This is a genomic window from Geobacillus lituanicus (assembly GCF_050994965.1).
GTDB lineage: Bacteria > Bacillota > Bacilli > Bacillales > Anoxybacillaceae > Geobacillus > Geobacillus stearothermophilus.
On the sequence record NZ_CP194773.1, the window covers coordinates 1,962,131 to 1,981,955 of the forward strand.

The 19,825-nt window shown below is 49.8% G+C and carries 17 protein-coding genes and 3 pseudogenes; 10 read left to right on the forward strand and 10 right to left on the reverse strand.

The genetic code is table 11. The features are described from left to right. The first annotated feature begins 75 nt into the window (after window positions 1–75). Window positions 76–1,575, forward strand: a complete 1,500-nt coding sequence (locus ACR1UW_RS09920; protein ID WP_237420331.1) for an aminotransferase class V-fold PLP-dependent enzyme — start codon at window positions 76–78, stop codon at window positions 1,573–1,575. A gap of 71 nt (window positions 1,576–1,646) precedes the next feature. After that, complete coding sequence (locus ACR1UW_RS09925) at window positions 1,647–2,828, forward strand: acyl-CoA dehydrogenase family protein (protein ID WP_237420330.1); 1,182 nt, start codon at window positions 1,647–1,649, stop codon at window positions 2,826–2,828. A gap of 73 nt (window positions 2,829–2,901) precedes the next feature. Here ACR1UW_RS09925 and speE read toward each other — a convergent pair whose 3' ends face one another. The 3 genes from speE to nsrR form a co-directional block, all read right to left on the reverse strand. Next, on the reverse strand, window positions 2,902–3,777 hold the full coding sequence (gene speE, locus ACR1UW_RS09930; RefSeq protein WP_498933135.1) for a polyamine aminopropyltransferase: 876 nt from the start codon (window positions 3,775–3,777) through the stop codon (window positions 2,902–2,904). A 29-nt stretch (window positions 3,778–3,806) separates the two neighbouring features. Next, entirely contained in the window at window positions 3,807–4,001 is a 195-nt protein-coding gene (locus ACR1UW_RS09935; RefSeq protein ID WP_020755390.1) for a hypothetical protein, read from the reverse strand. Between the two features lie 103 nt (window positions 4,002–4,104). After that, window positions 4,105–4,548 carry a nitric oxide-sensing transcriptional repressor NsrR gene (gene nsrR / locus ACR1UW_RS09940; RefSeq protein ID WP_011231230.1) on the reverse strand — a complete coding sequence of 148 codons (444 nt, stop codon included), beginning with the start codon at window positions 4,546–4,548 and terminating at the stop codon, window positions 4,105–4,107. A gap of 171 nt (window positions 4,549–4,719) precedes the next feature. Between nsrR and hmpA the strand changes: the two genes are divergently transcribed. The 7 genes from hmpA (at window position 4,720) to ACR1UW_RS09975 (ending at window position 12,182) form a co-directional block, all read left to right on the forward strand. Then, window positions 4,720–5,955 (forward strand): NO-inducible flavohemoprotein, encoded by a 1,236-nt coding sequence (gene hmpA / locus ACR1UW_RS09945; RefSeq protein ID WP_237420328.1) that lies wholly within the window; start codon window positions 4,720–4,722, stop codon window positions 5,953–5,955. A gap of 213 nt (window positions 5,956–6,168) precedes the next feature. Continuing rightward, window positions 6,169–7,071: a formyltetrahydrofolate deformylase gene (gene purU / locus ACR1UW_RS09950; protein WP_033014125.1), complete on the forward strand. Its 903-nt coding sequence runs from the start codon at window positions 6,169–6,171 to the stop codon at window positions 7,069–7,071. A gap of 109 nt (window positions 7,072–7,180) precedes the next feature. Then, window positions 7,181–7,555, forward strand: coding sequence for a replication termination protein (locus ACR1UW_RS09955; protein ID WP_011231227.1), 375 nt, complete (start codon window positions 7,181–7,183; stop codon window positions 7,553–7,555). A gap of 159 nt (window positions 7,556–7,714) precedes the next feature. Continuing rightward, on the forward strand, window positions 7,715–8,557 hold the full coding sequence (locus tag ACR1UW_RS09960) for an ATP-binding protein (protein ID WP_407066707.1): 843 nt from the start codon (window positions 7,715–7,717) through the stop codon (window positions 8,555–8,557). A gap of 9 nt (window positions 8,558–8,566) precedes the next feature. Then, a complete protein-coding gene (locus tag ACR1UW_RS09965; RefSeq protein ID WP_237420325.1) occupies window positions 8,567–10,477 on the forward strand; it encodes a nitric oxide reductase activation protein NorD in 1,911 nt (636 codons plus the stop codon). A 17-nt stretch (window positions 10,478–10,494) separates the two neighbouring features. Continuing rightward, complete coding sequence (locus ACR1UW_RS09970; protein WP_033014133.1) at window positions 10,495–11,733, forward strand: DHH family phosphoesterase; 1,239 nt, start codon at window positions 10,495–10,497, stop codon at window positions 11,731–11,733. A 254-nt stretch (window positions 11,734–11,987) separates the two neighbouring features. After that, a complete protein-coding gene (locus ACR1UW_RS09975; protein ID WP_498933139.1) occupies window positions 11,988–12,182 on the forward strand; it encodes a hypothetical protein in 195 nt (64 codons plus the stop codon). Window positions 12,183–13,029: 847 nt separating this feature from the next. Here the strand turns inward: ACR1UW_RS09975 and ACR1UW_RS09980 are convergent. The 4 genes and pseudogenes from ACR1UW_RS09980 to ACR1UW_RS09995 all read right to left on the reverse strand — a co-directional run. Next, entirely contained in the window at window positions 13,030–13,452 is a 423-nt protein-coding gene (locus ACR1UW_RS09980; protein WP_020755373.1) for an NUDIX hydrolase, read from the reverse strand. A 29-nt stretch (window positions 13,453–13,481) separates the two neighbouring features. Further along, window positions 13,482–13,727, reverse strand: a complete 246-nt coding sequence (locus tag ACR1UW_RS09985) for a hypothetical protein (RefSeq protein WP_020755374.1) — start codon at window positions 13,725–13,727, stop codon at window positions 13,482–13,484. A gap of 757 nt (window positions 13,728–14,484) precedes the next feature. Then, window positions 14,485–15,274 (reverse strand): annotated as a pseudogene (locus tag ACR1UW_RS09990) (ISL3 family transposase); the annotation flags it as partial. A gap of 156 nt (window positions 15,275–15,430) precedes the next feature. Continuing rightward, window positions 15,431–15,625 (reverse strand): annotated as a pseudogene (locus tag ACR1UW_RS09995) (transposase family protein); the annotation flags it as partial. 99 nt (window positions 15,626–15,724) lie between these two features. Here ACR1UW_RS09995 and ACR1UW_RS10000 point away from each other — a divergent pair. Continuing rightward, window positions 15,725–17,383 carry an IS1634 family transposase gene (locus ACR1UW_RS10000; RefSeq protein ID WP_429903820.1) on the forward strand — a complete coding sequence of 553 codons (1,659 nt, stop codon included), beginning with the start codon at window positions 15,725–15,727 and terminating at the stop codon, window positions 17,381–17,383. A gap of 129 nt (window positions 17,384–17,512) precedes the next feature. On the opposite strand, the pseudogene ACR1UW_RS10005 reads toward ACR1UW_RS10000, so the two are convergent. From ACR1UW_RS10005 to ACR1UW_RS10015, 3 genes and pseudogenes are all read right to left on the reverse strand, one after another. Then, window positions 17,513–17,725 (reverse strand): annotated as a pseudogene (locus tag ACR1UW_RS10005) (transposase family protein); the annotation flags it as partial. Window positions 17,726–17,999: 274 nt separating this feature from the next. Next, a complete protein-coding gene (locus ACR1UW_RS10010) occupies window positions 18,000–19,256 on the reverse strand; it encodes an MFS transporter (RefSeq protein ID WP_498933142.1) in 1,257 nt (418 codons plus the stop codon). Further along, entirely contained in the window at window positions 19,240–19,677 is a 438-nt protein-coding gene (locus ACR1UW_RS10015) for a GNAT family N-acetyltransferase (protein ID WP_498935296.1), read from the reverse strand. The genes ACR1UW_RS10010 and ACR1UW_RS10015 overlap by 17 nt, the downstream gene beginning before the upstream one ends. Window positions 19,678–19,825: the final 148 nt, after the last annotated feature.

Here is a 19,825-nt window from a genome sequence, read left to right on the forward strand (position 1 = left end):
CCACGTTTTTTGGACCGAACCACCGAAGGCGACATACTTTGTAAATAGATGAAATGGCGGAAAGGGGGAATCAACATGGCCATTCACGCTGTGATCGGCAATGCGGTGTATACATGCCGCGGTGAGCTCGAGACGTATTTTCAGCCGTTTCGCGACGGAACGATCGGCCGCTTTCATCCGTTTTCCACCCCGTTTGGCGAGCAGCGGCTTCTTTACGCCGACTGGACGGCAAGCGGACGGCTGTATCGCCCGATTGAGGAGAAAATGGCCCGTGAACTCGGCCCGTTCGTCGGCAACACCCATACCGAGTCGAACGTGACCGGGACGAAAATGACGCTTGCCTATCGCTATGCGAAAGAACTCATCAAACAACACGTCCATGCCAAAAAAAGCGATGTTTTGATCATGCAAGGGGCGGGGACAACCGGGGCTGTCAACAAGCTGCAGCGCCTGCTTGGCTTGCGCGTGCCGGAGCGGTGGAAGCGCCGCTTGTCCCTTCATGATGAGGAGCGGCCAGTCGTTTTTGTCACCCATATGGAGCACCATTCAAATTTATTGCCATGGGTGGAAACCATCGCGGAAGTCGTGGCGGTCCGTCCGACAGAAAACGGGGATGTCGATCTTGACCATTTGCGGGAGCTGCTCGAGCGCTACCGCGATCGGCCGCAAAAGATCGGCGCATTCACCGCCTGCTCGAACGTAACTGGGATCGAAACGCCGTATCATGCCTTGGCGAAACTGATGCATGAATATGGCGGGCTTTGCTTCGTCGACTTTGCCGCTTCCGCCCCGTATGTGCGCATCGATATGCACCCGGATGACCCGATGGAACAGCTAGATGCCATTTATTTTTCGCCGCACAAATTTCTTGGCGGACCGGGAAGCGCCGGCGTGCTCATCTTTGACAGCCGGCTGTATGACCAAAAGGCGCCTGACCATCCAGGAGGCGGAACGGTGTATTGGACCGACCCGTGGGGGCATTACGAATACGTAGAGGCGATCGAAGAGCGGGAAGACGGGGGAACGCCGCCGTTTTGGCAAACGATCAAAGCAGCGCTCGCCATCCAGCTGAAAGAGCAAATGAACATAAAACGAATGCGCGCCCGCGAACAGGAGCTCGTATCGCTCCTATTGCCGGCGTTAAAAGACATTCCCGGCGTCCGGGTGCTGGAAGGGCATCGGGATGACCGGCTTGGCATCATTTCGTTTGTCATCGACGGGCTGCACTACAACATCATCGTCAAGTTGCTCAACGATCGTTTCGGCATCCAAGCGCGCGGCGGTTGTTCATGCGCCGGGCCGTACGGCCATTATTTGCTTGGCATCGATCAAGAGCAGTCCGCCGCCTTGCTCAACGAAGTCAAAAGCGGCAACTTGTTGGCAAAACCGGGCTGGGTGCGCGTGTCGCTTCATCCGACGATGACGAATGAAGAAGTGTATACGATCCTTCATGCCGTCCGCCAAATCGCCCGCCATGGCGCCCGCTGGCAAGAGGAGTATGTATACGATGCGGCGAAAAACGAGTTTGTCCATCGCCACGATGACCGGTATGTCCGCCATTTCTTTCTGTTGTAATGCATTTTCATTTCCTCATCAATGCAAAACCAGTACAATAGAGGCATCCTGGAAAAAAGAAGGGGAGAACGATGAACGAATTGTACCATCTGCTTGTGCGGACCGAACGGGAAGAAGAGCTTCACCGCCGGGCATGGCGCCTCGCTGAACAGTTTGCCGCCCGCGCGGCGCATTATGATGAGCGGGCCGAGTTTCCGTTTGCCAACTTCGCTCTGTTAAAAGAAGCCGGATTTCTGTCGTTGACCGTCCCGGCCGAATACGGAGGCGGCGGGGCCTCGCTGTACGAGCTCGTGCTCGTGCAAGAGACGCTGGCCCAAGGCGACGGCGCCACCGCCTTGTCACTCGGTTGGCATTTAAGCATTGTCATGCGCCTGTATTTGCTGCGCCGCTGGCCGGAAGCGGTGCTCATCCGCCTGGCCAGCGAGATCACGGAACGCCATGTGTTGATAAACAGCGCCCATTCTGAACGGGCAACCGGCAGCCCGGCGCGCGGGGGAAAACCAACAACAACCGCTTGTTTCCGCAACGGCCGCTGGGTGCTTCATGGGCGAAAAGCGTTTGCGTCATTGGCGCCGGCACTCGATTACGTGCTAATTTCCGCCACGATTGGCAGCAGCGGCGAGGTCGGCGAATTTCTTGTCCCGATGAAAACCCCGGGGCTTCGCATTGAGCCGACATGGCACACGCTCGGCATGAAGGCGACGCGCAGCGATGATCTTGTTCTTGAAGAAGTCGAAGTCGACCAAGAGGCGCTCGTAGAGACGCTTGGAGAAGCGAACGAAGCTGCTCCGGCGCAAGGATGGCTGTTGCACGTGCCGGCTTGTTACTTAGGCATCGCCATTGCGGCGCGCAATGAGGCGCTTCGCTTTGCCAAGACGTACCAGCCTAATACCCTGCCTCACCCAATCGCCTCGACGCCCGAAGTACAGCGGAAAATCGCTGAAATGGAATGGCGCCTCACCCATGCGCGCCATTTCCTGTACGCGGTCGCCGATTTATGGGATCGCTATCCGGAAAAACGGATGGAAATGAAAGAGGAGTTGGCAACAGCCAAATTGGTCGCCACCAATACCGCGCTTGAAGTCGTCGATTGGGCGATGCGCATTGTCGGCGGACAAAGCTTGTTTGCTGACAATCCGCTTCAGCGGCATTACCGTGACGTCCGCGCTGGGCTCTACAACCCGCCTGCTGACGACTTGACGCTTCAATGGCTTGCTAAGCGGGCATTGTCTCACAACCCACCTGCTCCATAAAACAGAACGGATTCAAGCAACACGAAAAAGCTGTCCCTGCTTTGTGGGGGACAGCTTTTTTGATGCCAAGCGGTTATTCCACCTCAAGCGCCGAACGCAAAAATGCCGGCAACGCGAAACATTGGCGAAAGATCTCATCGTTCACATATTTCGTGTCATTTGGAATGGTAGTCTGCACCGGAAAATCGAGCGGCCGTTTCGAGCCGATCGTAAAGCTCCACAACCCTCCTGGATACGTCGGCACCACGGCGGTGTACACAAGCACATGCGGGAACAGTTCGCGAATATTGCGGTACGTCCGCTTCAAAATATCCAGATGGAAAATCGGCGACTGGCTTTGGCAGACCATCAGCCCATCCGCTTTCAACGCGCGATGGACGTTGGCGTAAAACTCCGGTGAAAACAAGGCTTCCGCCGGGCCGACTGGGTCGGACGAGTCGATCATAATGACGTCGTAGACGCTTTCCTTCCCTTGCACAAACTTGACGCCATCATCATAAACAAACCGCACGCGCGGATCCGATAAGTTGCCGGAGACGGCTGGCAAATGCTCTTTGCACGCCCGGACGACTTTTTCGTCGATTTCCACCATGTCGATGGCTTCAAGATGAGCGTATTTCGCCGTCTCACGAGCTGCGCCGCAGTCGCCGCCGCCGATGATGAGCACCCGCTTCGCTTCCGTATGAAACTGCAGCGGCACGTGCGAAATCATCTCATTATAAATATGGCCGTCAATCGAGGTCGTTTGCACGACGCCGTCCAGTACGAGCATGCGGCCAAAATCATACGAATCCAAAATCATGACATGCTGATACTCGGACGGCTCGGCAAAGATCACCTCTTTGATCCGGTAGCTAATTTTCAAATTGTCGCGATCATCTTCGGTGAGCCAAAGCTCTCCGTTGTCCATATGCAAGTAAGGTGGCAAAGCGTTTCCTTCGTGTTTCATTGTGACCTCCTTTAGTCATGCAGATGTTTTCACACCTTTCTAATCTTAATATATTCTTCGTCTTGTGGCAAACAAAGGGGATGTGATCGGCCGGTGCCGGACGTATTCATCCCGCCGCCCATGTTTGACGACTGGTTTCGTTTTTCCAACTGATGATCGTTCTTGCCGCCACATCCCGCGCAAAGGCCGAGCGCCAAGGTGCCAATCGCCGCAAAGGCCGCCATCGGTTTCGCATCATCCCGCGTCTTCCTTCCGTAGCGCGATGCTTAGTGATCGTGTGCCTGCCAAACGCCAAAAAACTCTCCAGCTTATAGCCAGAAAGTTTCCTCAACCGCGCCGCTCTTTCAATAAAGAACGAAGCGACGCTCGGTCTTCAAGCAAGTCGGCGAGCGTATACGCATCCAGCACACGCAAAAACGCCTCTAACGCCTCGTGAAGTGCGAAGCGAAGCCGACATACCGGCGTTAAGACGCACTCATTGCCGTGGGCGGCAAAACACTCGACAAGCGATAAGTTTTCCTCCGTTTCGCGAACAACCGCGCCGATGACAATCTCCGCGGGGCGTTTCGCAAGGCGGATTCCACCGTTGCGCCCACGGATCGTTTCAATGTAGCCGAGTTTGCCAAGTTCATAGACGATTTTGCTTAAATGATGCTCTGAAATGGAAAAAGCAGCGGCAATGTCTTTGATGTTTGTTTTTTCTTCTTCATCAAGCGCGCCTAAAAACAAGAGGACGCGCAAGGCGTATTCCGTATAGTTCGTCAACTGCATCGTGATTCACAACCTTTAAGCGACATTCTTGATCCCATTGTACCACACCTGATTCGAACGGAGAATTGTGAACAATTTATTAAAGATGTATTTGAAATATTGCTTTTTCGCAGTGCTCATGGTTGAATAAAAGATGTATTAAAAATACATGTTTTACAAGGGGATGAAATCATGACAACGACAACGAAATTGCATCCAAAAACGATTGAAATGGTAAAATCAACGGTGCCTGTCTTGGAAACACATGGCGAACAAATTACGAAGCGGTTTTATGAACTCATGTTTTCCAATCATCCGGAACTGCTCCATATTTTCAACCACGCCAACCAAAAACAAGGGCGGCAGCAACGCGCCTTGGCCGCAGCCGTGTATGCGGCAGCGCGCTATATCGACCAGCTTGATGCGATTTTGCCGGTTGTGCGGCAAATCGGCCATAAACACCGCAGCTTAGGAATCAAACCAGAACAATACCCGATCGTCGGAAAGCATTTGTTGCTGGCGATCAAAGACGTGCTCGGCGACGCCGCCACCGACGAAGTGATCACGGCTTGGGCGGAAGCATATGAAGCCATTGCGTCCGTTTTCATTCAAGTGGAAAAAGAGCTCTACGATGAGGCAGCGGCCAAACACGGAGGCTGGCGTGACTTTCGCCGATTTGTCGTCGTGAAAAAGGTGAAAGAAAGCGGCGTCATTACTTCGTTTTATTTGGAGCCGGAAGACGGCAAGGCCATCAGTGATTATTTGCCGGGTCAATACGTGAGCGTCAAACTGTCGATTCCGGGCGAGACGTATACGCATATTCGCCAATACAGCTTATCGGATGCACCTGGAAAAGGGTATTACCGCATCAGCGTCAAACGGGAAGCAGCTACAGCGGACAAGCCGGCCGGCATTGTTTCCAACTATTTGCATGATCATGTCCAAGAGGGCGACGTGCTCGAGCTTAGCGCTCCAGCCGGCGATTTTACGCTTGATTTGTCCAAAACGACGCCGGTTGTGTTCATCAGCGGCGGCGTCGGCATCACTCCGCTTTTGAGCATGGCGCATACGTTGGCCATCCGCCAACCGACCCGCCCAGCGGCGTTTTTGCATGCTGCTTTGAATGGCCGCGTGCACGCGTTTGACGAGGAGCTTCGGATGTTGGCGGAACGCCCGTCATTTTCTTATCATATTTGTTATGAGTCGCCATCCGACGAGGACTGCCACCATCCACATTTTGGAAAAGAAGGGCGGATTGACCTTGCATGGATGCAATCCGTGATCCCGACGAAAGACGCTGACTTTTATTTCTGCGGCCCGGTGCCATTTATGAAAACGGTCTACCGCGCCTTAGCAGAGTGGGGCGTGCCGGAAGAACGCATCCATTACGAATTTTTCGGCCCGGCCGGCGATTTGACGAAAGACTGATCACGGGCAGACCAAAGGGTGTCTCCTACATAACGAGACACCCTTTTTCACTGCCATTTTACTCGAGGGGAGATGTTCTTTTGAATATCGCCCCTTCCGCCGCAGGGGCAAAGGCGGCTTTTCTTGCAAAAAAGATGGGCCGTGCAGTTGGCAAGCGGATGATTTTTTTGTATGATGAAAACCAAACGACGGAAAGAAAAGGGAGAGAACAACATGACGACATTTCGCCAACATCGCTGGCAATCATTTTTGCAAGGCTATGAAGATCGCGCCCGCCTGCTCATTTCCTGTCCGGATCGTCCAGGTATTGTCGCCGCGGTCACGTCCTTCTTGTATGAGCAAGGCGCCAATATCGTCGAATCGAGCCAATACTCGACCGATCCGAAAGGGGGTACGTTCTTCCTCCGTTTGGAGTTTGACTGCCCGAACATCACGGAACGAAAAGACCAGATCGAAGCGGCCTTTGCCCCGATCGCCGCTGAATTTCAGATGCGTTGGCAGCTTCGGCTGCACAACGACATTCGGCGAATCGCGATTTTTGTCTCCAAAGCTGAGCATTGTCTGCTTGAACTTCTTTGGCAATGGCAGGCGGGAGAGCTGATCGCCGACATCGCCCTTGTCATCAGCAACCACCCCGACTTGCGCGAGACGGTCGAGTCATTTGGCATCCCTTATGTGCATATTCCGGTGACGAAAGAAACGAAAGCGGACGCCGAAGCCGAACAAATCCGTCTGCTTCGCGACTATCAGATCGACACGATCGTGCTTGCCCGCTACATGCAAATTTTGTCGCCGGCGTTTGTCGCTGAGTTCCCGGGACGGATCATCAACATCCACCACTCATTTTTGCCCGCCTTTATTGGCGCGCGTCCGTATGAGCGGGCGTATGAGCGCGGCGTCAAATTGATCGGCGCCACATCGCACTACGTCACCGACGATTTGGATGAAGGGCCGATCATCGAGCAAGACGTCGCCCGCGTGGACCACCGCCACCATCCCGACGATTTAAAGCGGATCGGCCGCCTGATCGAAAAAACCGTGCTCGCCCGGGCACTCAAATGGCATTTGGAAGACCGGGTCATCATCCACGGAAACAAAACGATCGTGTTTTATTGAACCCAAGCGGGAGAGGATTTTTCCTTTCCCGCATGGTATAATGAAGATAAGCAGGATTTGGCCGCCCAAAGAGCGAAATTTCATCCGTAGGGAAGGAGGGAAAAAGCCTATGGGAGAAAAACGGACGCCCAGCGGTTTTCTGTTAAAACAACGTGCGTTTTTAAAATTGTATTTGATTACGCTCACCGAACAGGAGCGGCTGTACGGACTGAAGCTGCTTGATGTGCTGCGCCAAGAGTTTAAACCGTTCGGCTACCGGCCGAACCATTCCGAAGTGTACAAAGCGCTCCACGATTTGATTGAAGACGGCATTTTAAAGCAAGTCAAGCAGAAAAAAGAAGGCATGAAGTACCAAGAAGTTGTGTACTACCGCTTCGCGGAAGGGGGGCAGGAAAAGGCGAAGCTGTACAAACGCCAGCTCAAGGCGGAGCTTGATCGGTGCGCGGCGCTCATTCGCAAGGCGATTGAGGACAACTTCGGTTGAGAGCGCCTCGTTTTTTCTTTGTTATATTTACATAATATATTTATGGTCTAGTTCTTTTGTTTTGCGTCCCGCCGGGCGATCTAGTAGAATGAGAGGGGAAGATCGCCACAGAGAGGAAGTCAGAAGATGGGAACATGGCCGTTGACGGTCACGAAAGAAATGGAAAAGCGAAAAGAACTGTTCCGCCGCGATCCGGATCGCGCGTTGATTGGAGCGGGCGGGTACAAGGCGGCAGATGAGGCGATCGTGCACGATGCCGCCATTGCGCTCGCGCTTGGGAAAAACGTGCTCTTAAAAGGCCCGACCGGATCGGGAAAAACGCGGCTTGCTGAAACGTTGTCCGCTTTGTTTGGTCAACCGATGCACAGCATCAACTGTTCCGTGGACTTAGACGCCGAAGCATTGCTCGGTTTTAAGACGATCGTGCACAAAAACAGCCAAGCGGTGATCGAATATGTACCCGGTCCGGTCATCCGGGCGATGGAGAAGGGGCATTTGCTATACATTGATGAAATCAATATGGCCAAACCTGAGACGCTGCCAATCTTAAACAGCGTGCTTGACTATCGGCGCCGCCTCACCAATCCGCTCACTGGCGAGGTCGTCGAGGCGAAGCCGACGTTTGGCGTCATTGCGGCGATCAACGAAGGTTATATCGGCACCGTGCCGCTCAATGAAGCGTTAAAAAACCGCTTCGTCGTCATCGATGTCCCATATGTGCAGGGGGAGACGTTAAAATCGGTCATCATGGCACAAACTACATTAACAGACGATGCGTTGATCAACCGTTTCGTCGCCTTGTCAGCCGACTTGCTGGCGCAGGTGCGAAACGGGCAAGTGGCAGAAGAAGTGGCTTCCGTACGCGCCTTGCTCGATGCGTGCGATCTGGCGGTGCATATCCCGCCGCTGCGCGCCATTGAACGAAGCATCATCGACAAGCTCGACGATGAACGGGAGCGGGCGGCGGTGCGCAATATCGCGGAAACATGGTTTGACGAGTAGGAGGCGGCCATGGAACGGTTTATGATGTTCAACGATCGGCCGATTGATCCGTTTTTGGTGATGCAGCTCGCCGATCTCGCCCGAACGCTCGCCCGCCGTCCTGACATGACGGTCGAGTTCGCCGCCCATTCCGGGATGCATCCGGTTAAGCCAACGGTGTACGTCAGTCAGTTTTGGGATGTGTATCCGCCAAAGGAGAAAGAAACGGCGATGAAAAGCGATGTCGCCTTGCGCGTCATCGGCACGCGGCGGCATACGGACCTAGCGGCGGTCCGCGCATTTCGGCAAGCAGCCGAAGCGCACCCATGGCCGAAACTGGCGAAACAGCTGTTTTCGTTGGCTGAGGATCTTCGTGTTGAGGCTCTCTGCGAGCGGGAACGGCCCGGGGTGAAACGTTGGTTTCGCACGCGCCGCCGCCTTTACCGTCGCTACTTCACCCAGCAATGGCAGGCAAACCAAACCCGCGGCGCCGCCGCCGATCAATTTTTGGCGGCGATGTATTTGCGGCTGACCGCCGACTCGCCGCTTGATGACGTTCCGCTCGCTCCGATGGCGGATGAAACGGTGCAGGCGCGCCTTGACGCGCTGTGGCCGCAATGGTTTGACGCGATGTCCACCGCGGATACGGCCCGCTGGGCGTTAGCCATCGTCGCATTGATGGAAGAGGCGCTTGCCGGTGACATGGTGAACGCTTACACCTCGCTTCCATTTGTCGATGACGGGGACGATGAACCGAAGGTGACGGTTCGCGATTTGAAGCGGGTCGATCCGTTGGAAAACCGCGATGCAGCGGAAAATCCGTCAAACGGCAAAGCGCACCAGGAAGTGCTGTCGACGTGGCACCGGGAAACAAGCCGGCCGAATGGGAATTTTCTCCGCTTTGAGTTGGAACGCGGCACCCGCACTGGCATGCTTGGCGACGGGGCGAGGCCGGGGGACGATGGCGACCAGGCGCTCGCCATTGTCCAAGGAACGTCCCGGCCGGCGAAGCGAAACGAATACGGCCTCGAGGCGGCAGCCGCATTCCAGGAACATCGACCAGCCGGAGGCGGTGCTCCATATGGGGAAGCGAACCGCCAGGCAGCCATCATTGTTTTTTCTTCCCCGCCGCCAAGTCGTGACGAACGGGACGAATACCGCAGCAAACAGGCGGCGGCCGCGCCATACCGGAAGCGGCTTGTACGCGTGATGGAGCAATGGCTCGAACACCAACGCAGCACGTGGCGCACGAACTTGCCGGCCGGACGGCTACGCAAACAGCTCATACCGTTTTTCACCGACGAGCGGCCGCGCCTGTTTTACAAAAAAGGCGAGCCAGCGCGGCGGTTCAACGCAGTGTTCGGCCTGCTCGTCGACTGCTCGGCGTCGATGCACGATAAAATGGATGAAACGAAAACGGGGCTCGTTCTCTGCCACAACGTGCTTCAAACGTTGCGTGTGCCGCATCAGATCGTCGGGTTTTGGGAAGACGCCAACGAGGCAACCGCGGCCAGACAGCCGAATTACTTGCAAGTGGCTGTTTCGTTCCGCGAGTCGTTGGACCCATCAAGCGGTCCGGCGATCATGCAGCTTGAGCCCCACGAAGACAACCGCGACGGGCTGGCGATCCGCTGGATGACTGAGCAACTTCTCCGCCGCCCGGAAACGCAAAAAGTGTTGCTCATCTTTTCTGACGGGGAACCGGCCGCCTATGGCTACGAACAAAACGGCATTATCGATACGCATGAAGCGGTGGCCGAAGCGCGGCGGCGCGGCATTGAGGTTGTCAACCTTTTTTTAGGCCGCGGGGCGGATGACGAATCGACGCGGCGGACGATTGAAAACATTTACGGCCGCTTTCGCGTTTTCGTTCCACAAGTGAGCGAGCTGCCCGACCGACTGCTTCCGCTTTTGAAAACGTGGCTGCAAAAAAGCTTGTAACAAAAGGATGGGAATCGATGATCAAACTATTTACCGACAGCGATTTAGACGGAATCGGCTGTGGATTGCTCGCCAAGCTGGCGTTTGCCGAGGTGAACATTTCGTTTTGCTCGTACCGGAACTTGGATGAACGGGTCAGCCAGTTCTTGCAAAGCGAGGAAGCGAATGGCGCCATGCTGTTTATCACCGACCTAGCCGTCGGCCAGGAGGTGGAGCAGCAGCTCGCCGAGCGGGCCAAGCGCGGCGGCCATGTGCAAGTCATCGACCACCACGTGACCGCGCTTCATTTCAACAGCTATCCATGGGGATGGGTCGCGCCCGAACGGGAAGACGGCAAAAAAACATGTGCAACCTCGCTCTTTTACGATTACCTCGTCCGCGAAGGAAAACTGGCGCCTAACGAAACGTTGGATGCGTTTGTCGAGCTCGTCCGCCAGTACGACACGTGGGAATGGGAAGAAAATGGGAATTTGCAAGCGAAGCGGCTCAACGATTTGTTCACCATTCTCGGGCTCGACGGCTTTTGGGAGACGATGAGCGAGCGGCTCGCCTCCGGGGAGGCGTTCGCCTTGACGGAGACGGAAGAGTTGCTTCTGGATATGGAAGAAAAGAAAATTCAACGCTACATCCGACAGAAGCAAAAGCAGCTCGTTCAGCGCTGGATCGGCGATTACTGCATCGGCGTCGTGTTCGCTGAACGCCATCTGTCGGAGCTTGGCAACGCCTTATCCAAACGGCATCCGCACCTAGATTTGATCGCCCTAGTCAATCTCGGGACAAAACATATCGGGTTTCGCACCATCCATGACAATGTCAACGTCGCCGAATTCGCGAAGCAGTTTGGCGGCGGCGGCCACCCGAAGGCATCGGGTTGTTTTGTGGATGACACGACCTTTCCGCTGTTTGTCATCGAGACGTTCCCGCTTGCGCCTGTTTATGGCGATGCGGAACAAAACCAACTGAACAAGCGGGAAGAGGCAGAAGGCGTGTTTTGGACGAATCATCAGGGCCAGTGGTGGTTAAGCCGCCAGACGGAACAGGGATGGACATGGTATGCCGACGGGGGAGAGGCTCGCACCTTTCCCGATGAAGCCGCGGGCGAGCGATGGTTAAAGCGGCAGTTTGCGGCAGGGCTCGCCTACGACGCCGCTGTGCTAGAGTTTTTAAGTGTGCGGCTTGGGCGGGACAAAGACGCCATCCAAGCCGACTATCCGTCGGCTGTCAAACAATACAAACATCAAACCGGCATCGAATAAGGTGCCGGTTTTCTTTGCGGCGACAAGAGAGATCGCTGGCTTTGCAGCATGGCGGCAGGCTGATTCCGACGGTGACAACGAACATACTGAAAGGAGCTCCATAGATCAAAAAAAGAACGTGACACGGCGGCCCATTCCGCCAGCCATTTTTTCATAGTGCCGCGGCACAGAAAATGTTAACATAATTGTAACAGTTTTTGTGTTTAGGAAAAACAGTTTCTGATTATAATAAGTACGTAGGGAGGTGAAGAAGGGTGAAACAGTACGTCTTTTCCTTTTACACAGACCAAGGAAGAACGTCTGTCTGGGATGAGGCGATTCCGGCATCCGGGATGATGGAAGCCTTTTCAAAAGCTCGACGGCTGCTCATCAGGTACAAACAAGAGAAAGGCATACCGGTTCGCGTTCGGTATAAAGGCGTCCGCTATCACCACACCGACATTGCATAACGTTGAAAGTTAAAAAGAAAGGATGGGAGCATGCCTTTCCTGCGACAATCGACACGCAGCGGGTAACGTGCAGTGTTTCATGAACCAATCGGGAACACTGCACGTTTTTATTTTATTTGCATCCGCACGCCATTCAACTCGGCAGGAGAAAGGGACAAGCCCAGCCACTGTCAAACGATCAGGAAGGCGAGACGGATGCGGAAAATGATTGCGGTGAAACACATACCGCTCGGGCACAAGCTAGGAACGGCGCAAAAACCAAATTGGCGACGACTCTTGATTTTTTTTGGTATGACACAACAAATATGGACGAGCCCGCATCTCATCATCGCGCACTCCTTTATAACAAACTATAACGGATTTCCAGGTGGCGGGGAGTTCAGCAACCAAATATGTCCGCTGCATGCGTATGCTGCAAAAGCGCTCATTCATGACGGATGTCGTTGTTTTTTCGCTTTTTGTCTCACTATCAAAAGATTACTTTTTATTGAGACAAAACCGAATATAACTTCCTATAATTTATATTATGTCTACTAAAATTTAAAAAATATATGAGTGGCTTTTGATTACCACTACTCTTTCTTTATTTGAATTTGATAAAATTCTTCGCTAAATTGTTTGTCTTGTTTCAACCATCTAAAATAAGTTCCTAATGTAATTCCAACTGTTTCACATGCTTGATGAACGCAATAACTTTTTCGATATTCATCGATAAAAGCTTTTTTTCTTGCTGCAACAGCTTGTTTTGTTCTTTTTACAATCCGTCAAACCATCTTGTTTGGATAGCGCGGTCCGCGGATCTTACTCGGCATGAACTGAACTCATTTAGCTATCTTCCATCTCTACTCTATACCCATTCTTCCAACGAAAACACGTCATTTCTTTCAAAGTCGTGAAGAATGGCCGGAGGCAGCAGTTCACGCACTCTCTCTTTAGTCGACCAGCAATAATCGATATGCTCTTCCGAAAGAACAACTTCATGATGATCGCTTTTGCATAAGTATGTAAGAATGACGACTTGCCGCGTTGCGTGCGTTTGAAACGTCGTCGCATATAAAATCCGCTCCACCGTCACATCCAATCCAACTTCTTCTTGGATTTCTCGCAACAGCGCCGCTTCTAAATCTTCTCCAAAGTGTATTTGCCCTCCGACTAACTCCCACGTTCCGCCGCCCACTTCGTCATCATTAGCGCGTTGTACAATTAATACTTTTCCTTCGTGTAAAATAAACCCTTTCAAAACTACAACCATTTCACTGTAGATGAGCATTTTTCATTACACCCGTTAGTTCAAGAAGTTTACTTTTGAAAATCTGCTATATTCCAATTCATTTTAGGATTAACTGTATCCATAAACTTCTTAATTTGTTCTTCACTTAAATCTTTTTCACCAGTCGAATTTTTCGCATATGATACAAGTTCCCAAGTTTCATCATAAGGTTTCTTCGGTGCTTTCCACCTAATGCTAAATGTATAATCAACGCCATCAATCTTTACTTTCATAATCAATATATCGCCAAGAAGTATAAACTTACTCATTTCCATTTTTATATGCCACCTACTTTTGTGTATTTACAGGAGAAAAAGAAAGATTGCAACTACGGGCAGAATCTTTGAATAAGAATATTTTTTTATGGTTCACTAATCCCCATTGCCAATAGCAAAAGAAAAGCAATGGCCAAAACCGCTCCATTTCCTATCAAGCTGATAATTGGCAGAAAGAAACGTTTCGTCATCAACCACGAGAACACAGCGAATAAAATACCAATAATTGATAAGATGCCATAAATTGTGATCACGAAATAAACATCAGCATCTGGACCTCTTTCAACATAGAAAATAATGATACTTATGATTACAGGAAACAGTGACACCTAATATATTTCCTACTTTTTTCTTGTCTAACACTATTACCCCCACCTTTTTGTTGATAATAACTTTTTGAATCATAGCCACCCATGCTGCATTTCGCGGCACTACAGATGATGGAAGTTCATTCGTTCTTCCATGAGAGACAACCATGCCGCATCTACACGGAACCATCAGAAGAATGAAAATATTAAGAATGATGTCTCTTTTTGATTCCTTTTATGGCAGAAGTATCAATTTTTTTGGGTCTTCACCATTTTCTGTGATTTCTACTCAATCCTAGAGACATGTTAGCTGGATGAAATAGGTTCATCAGTCAGGATCCTTCTTCCGCATACAGACCACGAAGTTGGTAGAATGGAAACAGTCAAGTGCTTTCCTTGACGGGTTCCATTCTACCAACTATCATACCGATAGCGGAAGAAGGGAGCGCTTAAGCAGCCTGACTACCTGTAGTGTTCCCTGTACACTCCAGAAATACACGCAAACGAAACCGTTCTAGATTTCGATAGCCATATGCCCGGCGTTTGATGTTTTTGATCTTGTGATTCGTCCCCTCAATTCGGGCATTCGTATATGGGCACAAAAAGTAGGAAAGAATAGGCTCCTTCCACCTTTCAAGCGTGTTGGCTGCTTCCTGAAAAGAAGCAAAAGGGCTCTGTTTGGCTAACTGAATCCATTCTTCCAAGCGTTCCTTTGCTTCGTTATATCCATCGGTTCGGTAAAAATCCCGAAACAACTCTTTCAGATAATAAGCAATGGAGAGTATCGGATACTCCTCCAAGATATCGTCTAATCGAAGCCGTTGGTCCTTACGAAGCTTTTCACAGCCTTTTAAGAGAAGATATCGAGCCTTTTTCCATGGAGAAAATTCCTTTCTTGCTTGATCCAAGGCTTGGGTCACTTTTTGAACCACATGGTACTTAATCGATGACAATCGAAGCAGATGGAAACAGGGCGCGAACCGCCTTATGATAAGGTTCCCACATGTCCAGAATCACTGTTTGGACCTTTTCTTTCGACAGGCCATTTTGGCTCAACAAGTTAACGGCGGAGTTACATTGGCGATCGGCATGCATTCCCATGACCGATCCAGCTTTGGCATCCATCAATACGGTTTCATACTGATGTCCCTTTTTTACCGCGATTTCATCTAAGCTAAGCACCATCCCTTCCTGACAAGATGCCTCCATTGTGTTTTGACGCTCTTTTGCTTTTTTTGACTCATATTTCGCAACCTTTGCATAATATACAAAAAATAACCAAAATATTCGCATAAAAATAAATTTTTATACAAATATTGTAAAATAACTAATTTTTATTCACTCAAATCAGGCTTATTTTGAATTTTTATTCAGGGTGCGAAATGTGAGTTTTGATGCGATGGAGTAGTAGATGCGTTCCAATGTTGTATATGGGATGCGGTGCTTTCGGCTAACCTCTTGAATGGTGGAGCCTTCGCAAAGTTCATACAAATACTCACAAAATCGATTGGTGTAATGTTGATTGGGTGGAATCGATTCCAAAGAGGGGGAAAACACTTGGGAACAATTCCAACACCGATAGCGCTTTACTCACATTTCGCACCCTCCCAACGAAAATCGGGAGGATTTTTTCGTTCCGATGTCGAATGAATCCTTGACACACAAGGAAAGTGAAGGAGTTTTTCTCTCATGAACGTTCAAGTCAAAAAGGTCTATCGTAATGATTATTTGAATATAATAAGTGCCCTATTCAAGAAACTGGGCCTGCCCCAATTGATTGACCATCTCGTTCCCGTTGATCCACAGTGCCAGACTCGAGTCAGCGATGCCGTTCAGGCCATCATCTACAATCTGTTTGACGGCCGGCAAGCCCTTGTTCACTTGGAACATTGGGCTCAGGAGGTCGATTGTGAGAAACTCATCCGTCCCGATCTCCATCCTTCCTGGTTGAACGACGATGCGTTGGCCCGTCATCTCGATCGCCTGTATGAGGCTGGCATTCACAACGTCATCAGCACTTGCTTGATTCATATTTATCGCAAAGAAGGCCTTTCCCTCCGAGCCTTCCACGCCGATACGACGGACAAGACCGTTTACGGCGCGTATGAATCGGCCTCATTAGAGGCTTTGCAGATCACACATGGCTATAACCGCCATCATCGTTGGCAAAAACAGATCGGTTTCGGACTGGTCGGCAACGAGGACGGCATCCCGTTTTACGGCGATGTGCACGACGGCAACCTGCCTGACAAAACGTGGAATCCGGAGGTGCTGTCCCGTGTCCACGAACAGCTCAAACAAGCCAAGATGGAAGACGAATGGATTTACGTGGCCGATTCCGCCGCGATGACAAAAGACACTCTGGCGCAAACCAAAGCGGCCAACGCCTTTTTGATCACCCGAGGCCCTTCGTCGCTTCGGATCGTGAAACGGGCATTAGCGGAGGCCGATTCGCCTCACATCCCGTGGAGCGAACCCTTTACCCTGGCGGAGAGAAACGGCGCCACGTATCGGGTATGGGAAACATCCTCCACCTATGAAGGCCACCCCGTTCGGCTGATCGTCGTCGAATCGAGTGCGCTCGACCAGCGAAAAGGAAAGACGCTTGAAAAAGAACGAACCAAAGAAGCGGAGCTTCTTCGCGAGGAACAAGCCCGTTGGGAGCGTCACCCCTTCTCCTGCCGGGAAGATGCCGAACAAGCCTTGGCGTCCCTCAAGGCGTCCCTTCGCCCCCGGTTTCATCGGGTTGAGGCCGCGGTCGAAGAGACCGTACGCCTGAAAAAACGGCGCGGACGGCCGAAAAAAGGGGCGGAACCCGAGGTGGAGACGCTGTATTTCTTGCACCTTGACGTCGAATTCGACCAAGACGCGTGGGAACAGGCAAGACGGAAAGCGTCCCGGTTTGTCCTTGTCACGACCGTTCCGAAGGAATGGAAGGGCCAACCCATGGATGCCCAAGAGATCTTGAAGCTATATAAAGGGCAGATCTCGGTGGAAATGAACTTCGCTTTTTTGAAAGACCCTTTTTTCACGGATGAGATCTATGTCAAAAAGCCAGAACGAGTTGCGGTATTGGGCTATTTGTTTCTCTTGGCCTTGGCCATTTACCGCGTCTTTCAGCGCCGGGTGCGCCAGTTCATCACACCCGAACACCCATTAAAGGGCGCCGGAGGCCGCAAGCTGACCCGACCGACGGGGCAGGCGATTTTCCAGCTGTTTCAATATGTGAACGTCGTCCTCCTGGAGCTGCCGGATGGACGCATCCAACGCTCACTGGATCGCTCCCTCACCCCTGAACAACGAAGGATTCTGCAGGGGTTGGGGCTGGATGAGAGCATTTACGTGTAACGTCATACGGAACGACCAGCGATGGTAAAAAAAGGATAGCCATCGCTCGTCGTGTTGGTCAAAAAGTTATTCTGAAAAACTAAATAAAAAATCCTTTGTTTTGACCTTGTTAGGGTGCGAAATGTGAGGCTTTACCTTGACGAACAAGTACACCGGTTGATGGAAAATCGCCAAATCCCGTACTTTTCTTGTCCGTCTGTCGTGGACAGAGGAAGTGGCAAACCCACAATGAGGGCAACGTTCCTGTGTCTCTGTTTTCTCTACATGAATCGCATAACCATAGGAATGAAGTTCTTGTTTAATCACTTTAAATTCTGGCAATCCTAGTGGTATAGAAAGCACTTACGAGACCTCCTTAATGTTTATTTCACCGCTAACATTATGGCCAGGATCTCGTCAGTGCTTTCTCTTTTTTGTCACTAAATCACAAAATTTGGTGATGAACCATAATTTCTAAAATAAACGAACAATTGAATGGTTTTGTTTTATCACTTGTGTTTTTTTGAATTTTTGTTCAACGATTGCATTACTTGTTTCTCTACTCTTTCTGCACGTTGTTTGAAACTTTCTGTACATCAGAATGGTTAATAAAAGCAGCGTAAGCTATTCGGTAAAGCTATAATTTTATTTGCATTGTCTCATTCTTAACTGCGTGTTCATAATGTCCAGAGTAAACAGATCTCACATGTTTATTGGCAAAGCATATGATCGCTGCCAAAAAGACAAATGCACTGGAAATAATAATTAAATTACGTACACCTACTAAATCTCCAATATAGCCACCGAATAACATAGCAACAGGCATTAGCAACATGGCAATGGAAACTTGAAGCCCTTTAATTCTTCCTCGATAACGAGAGTCAGTGAGTAACATAACGATAGATTCATACATGATATCATCCATTGTAATGACAAAAGACAGAAAGAAAACAGCAGCACATGTAAGTATTAAAGAATTAGAGAAGGCAATAATGATAGTAAATAATCCTGTTAACAAATTTAAATATCCAAATGCTAATCCTGTTTTAATTTTTTTGGTCATTCTCCCCCCAATAACCCCGCAAACTAATCCGCCAAATACTAGTGACATCGTTAGTAAACTGAAGGTTTGCGGACCGTTGCCAAACTCTTTGGCGATTGCCGGTGCCGCAATCGTTAACGAACTGTGCGAAACATTTGTGAGACAAGCGGTAATTAATAACCACTTTAAATATGGAATGTTTATTAAATAATTCCACCCTTCTTTCAATTCCCTAAGCTTCGAACTGGATTCACTATAGTTATTTACTGGTTTGGTAGAAATTTTAGAAAACTGTATGAGCAGAACGCCAAATATAAACACAACAAGAATTGTCAGCAATGACCAAGAAGTTCCAATCCATGTAAGAAGAAACCCTGCAATTCCTTGGCCTACAAGTCTGCTTACTCCGCTTAAAGCGATAAAATTTCCATATACACTCGAAAATTTTTCTTTTTCTACTAATTCTCGGAGAATGGTTGATTGTACAGGACCTGATAAAGTAGACAGGATCGTAAGAAGAAAAGTAGCAGCCATAGACACAATGACAATTCCGAGTTTCCCATTTATATAAAAATGAAGGAAAACAATGAATATCACTACGCATGAAAGAAGGCGACATAAGACGATAACCTTTTTTCGATTAGAACGGTCAGCAATAACTCCGCCTATCGGAGCAATGAGTAGTTGAGCAACCATCATCGCGATACTGACAAACGCCGAGTCCATTAAAGAGCCTCTTCCATTATAGGCCAACCATGTCATGATGATGGTAAACATAGATAAGCCAAAAGTGACTGAAATATTACTTCCTAAAAAAAGTAACAAATTAGTATTGTTAAGTTTTTGACTCATGATCCACCCATTCCCTTTTTAATAAACTGTAGCATATTAAATCTTGTGATTTACCATTTACATATATGCCCTCTCTTTTAATACCCTCTTTTGTAAATCCTAATTTTTCCAAACCTTTTATGCATTTATAATTTTCAACTGCAGTGCAAGCTCCTATTCGGTTTAATTGGTACTCTTCAAAACCAATATCAATAATTTTCTTTGTACATTGTAATGCAATCCCCTTTCTCAAATAGTCTGGACTAATCCATATACCTAATTCCCCAGAACGATTGTGTTTTTCAATTTCGAACGATAAAAATCCACACATTTGCTCCTTATATCTTATAGCTACATAGAACCCTTTATTTTTTATAAATAGATTTAGCCATGATTCAATAAGGGATTTTAAAGTAAACTCCTTTACTTTCCATACATAAATTCATTTTGTGTTGACTAAAACACGTTTATACCTTACAATCATAAAAAGAAGGTGTTGTTTTCCCCGCCGCCGTTGGGCAGGGCTGAGCTGTCTTTTTATTTTGACGTGAATGTTTGTCCTGTCCCTTTCCCTATGCTATTTGATCTTG

Bases quoted from the DNA above. Each gene is read 5' to 3' on its own strand.
- ACR1UW_RS09920 (WP_237420331.1), top strand. From the start codon at position 76: ATGGCCATTCACGCTGTGATCGGCAATGCGGTGTATACATGCCGCGGT.
- ACR1UW_RS09925 (WP_237420330.1), top strand. From the start codon at position 1,647: ATGAACGAATTGTACCATCTGCTTGTGCGGACCGAACGGGAAGAAGAG.
- speE (WP_498933135.1), bottom strand. From the start codon at position 3,777: ATGAAACACGAAGGAAACGCTTTGCCACCTTACTTGCATATGGACAAC.
- ACR1UW_RS09935 (WP_020755390.1), bottom strand. From the start codon at position 4,001: ATGGCGGCCTTTGCGGCGATTGGCACCTTGGCGCTCGGCCTTTGCGCG.
- nsrR (WP_011231230.1), bottom strand. From the start codon at position 4,548: ATGCAGTTGACGAACTATACGGAATACGCCTTGCGCGTCCTCTTGTTT.
- hmpA (WP_237420328.1), top strand. From the start codon at position 4,720: ATGACAACGACAACGAAATTGCATCCAAAAACGATTGAAATGGTAAAA.
- purU (WP_033014125.1), top strand. From the start codon at position 6,169: ATGACGACATTTCGCCAACATCGCTGGCAATCATTTTTGCAAGGCTAT.
- ACR1UW_RS09955 (WP_011231227.1), top strand. From the start codon at position 7,181: ATGGGAGAAAAACGGACGCCCAGCGGTTTTCTGTTAAAACAACGTGCG.
- ACR1UW_RS09960 (WP_407066707.1), top strand. From the start codon at position 7,715: ATGGAAAAGCGAAAAGAACTGTTCCGCCGCGATCCGGATCGCGCGTTG.
- ACR1UW_RS09965 (WP_237420325.1), top strand. From the start codon at position 8,567: ATGGAACGGTTTATGATGTTCAACGATCGGCCGATTGATCCGTTTTTG.
- ACR1UW_RS09970 (WP_033014133.1), top strand. From the start codon at position 10,495: ATGATCAAACTATTTACCGACAGCGATTTAGACGGAATCGGCTGTGGA.
- ACR1UW_RS09980 (WP_020755373.1), bottom strand. From the start codon at position 13,452: ATGCTCATCTACAGTGAAATGGTTGTAGTTTTGAAAGGGTTTATTTTA.
- ACR1UW_RS09985 (WP_020755374.1), bottom strand. From the start codon at position 13,727: ATGGAAATGAGTAAGTTTATACTTCTTGGCGATATATTGATTATGAAA.
- ACR1UW_RS10000 (WP_429903820.1), top strand. From the start codon at position 15,725: ATGAACGTTCAAGTCAAAAAGGTCTATCGTAATGATTATTTGAATATA.
- ACR1UW_RS10010 (WP_498933142.1), bottom strand. From the start codon at position 19,256: ATGAGTCAAAAACTTAACAATACTAATTTGTTACTTTTTTTAGGAAGT.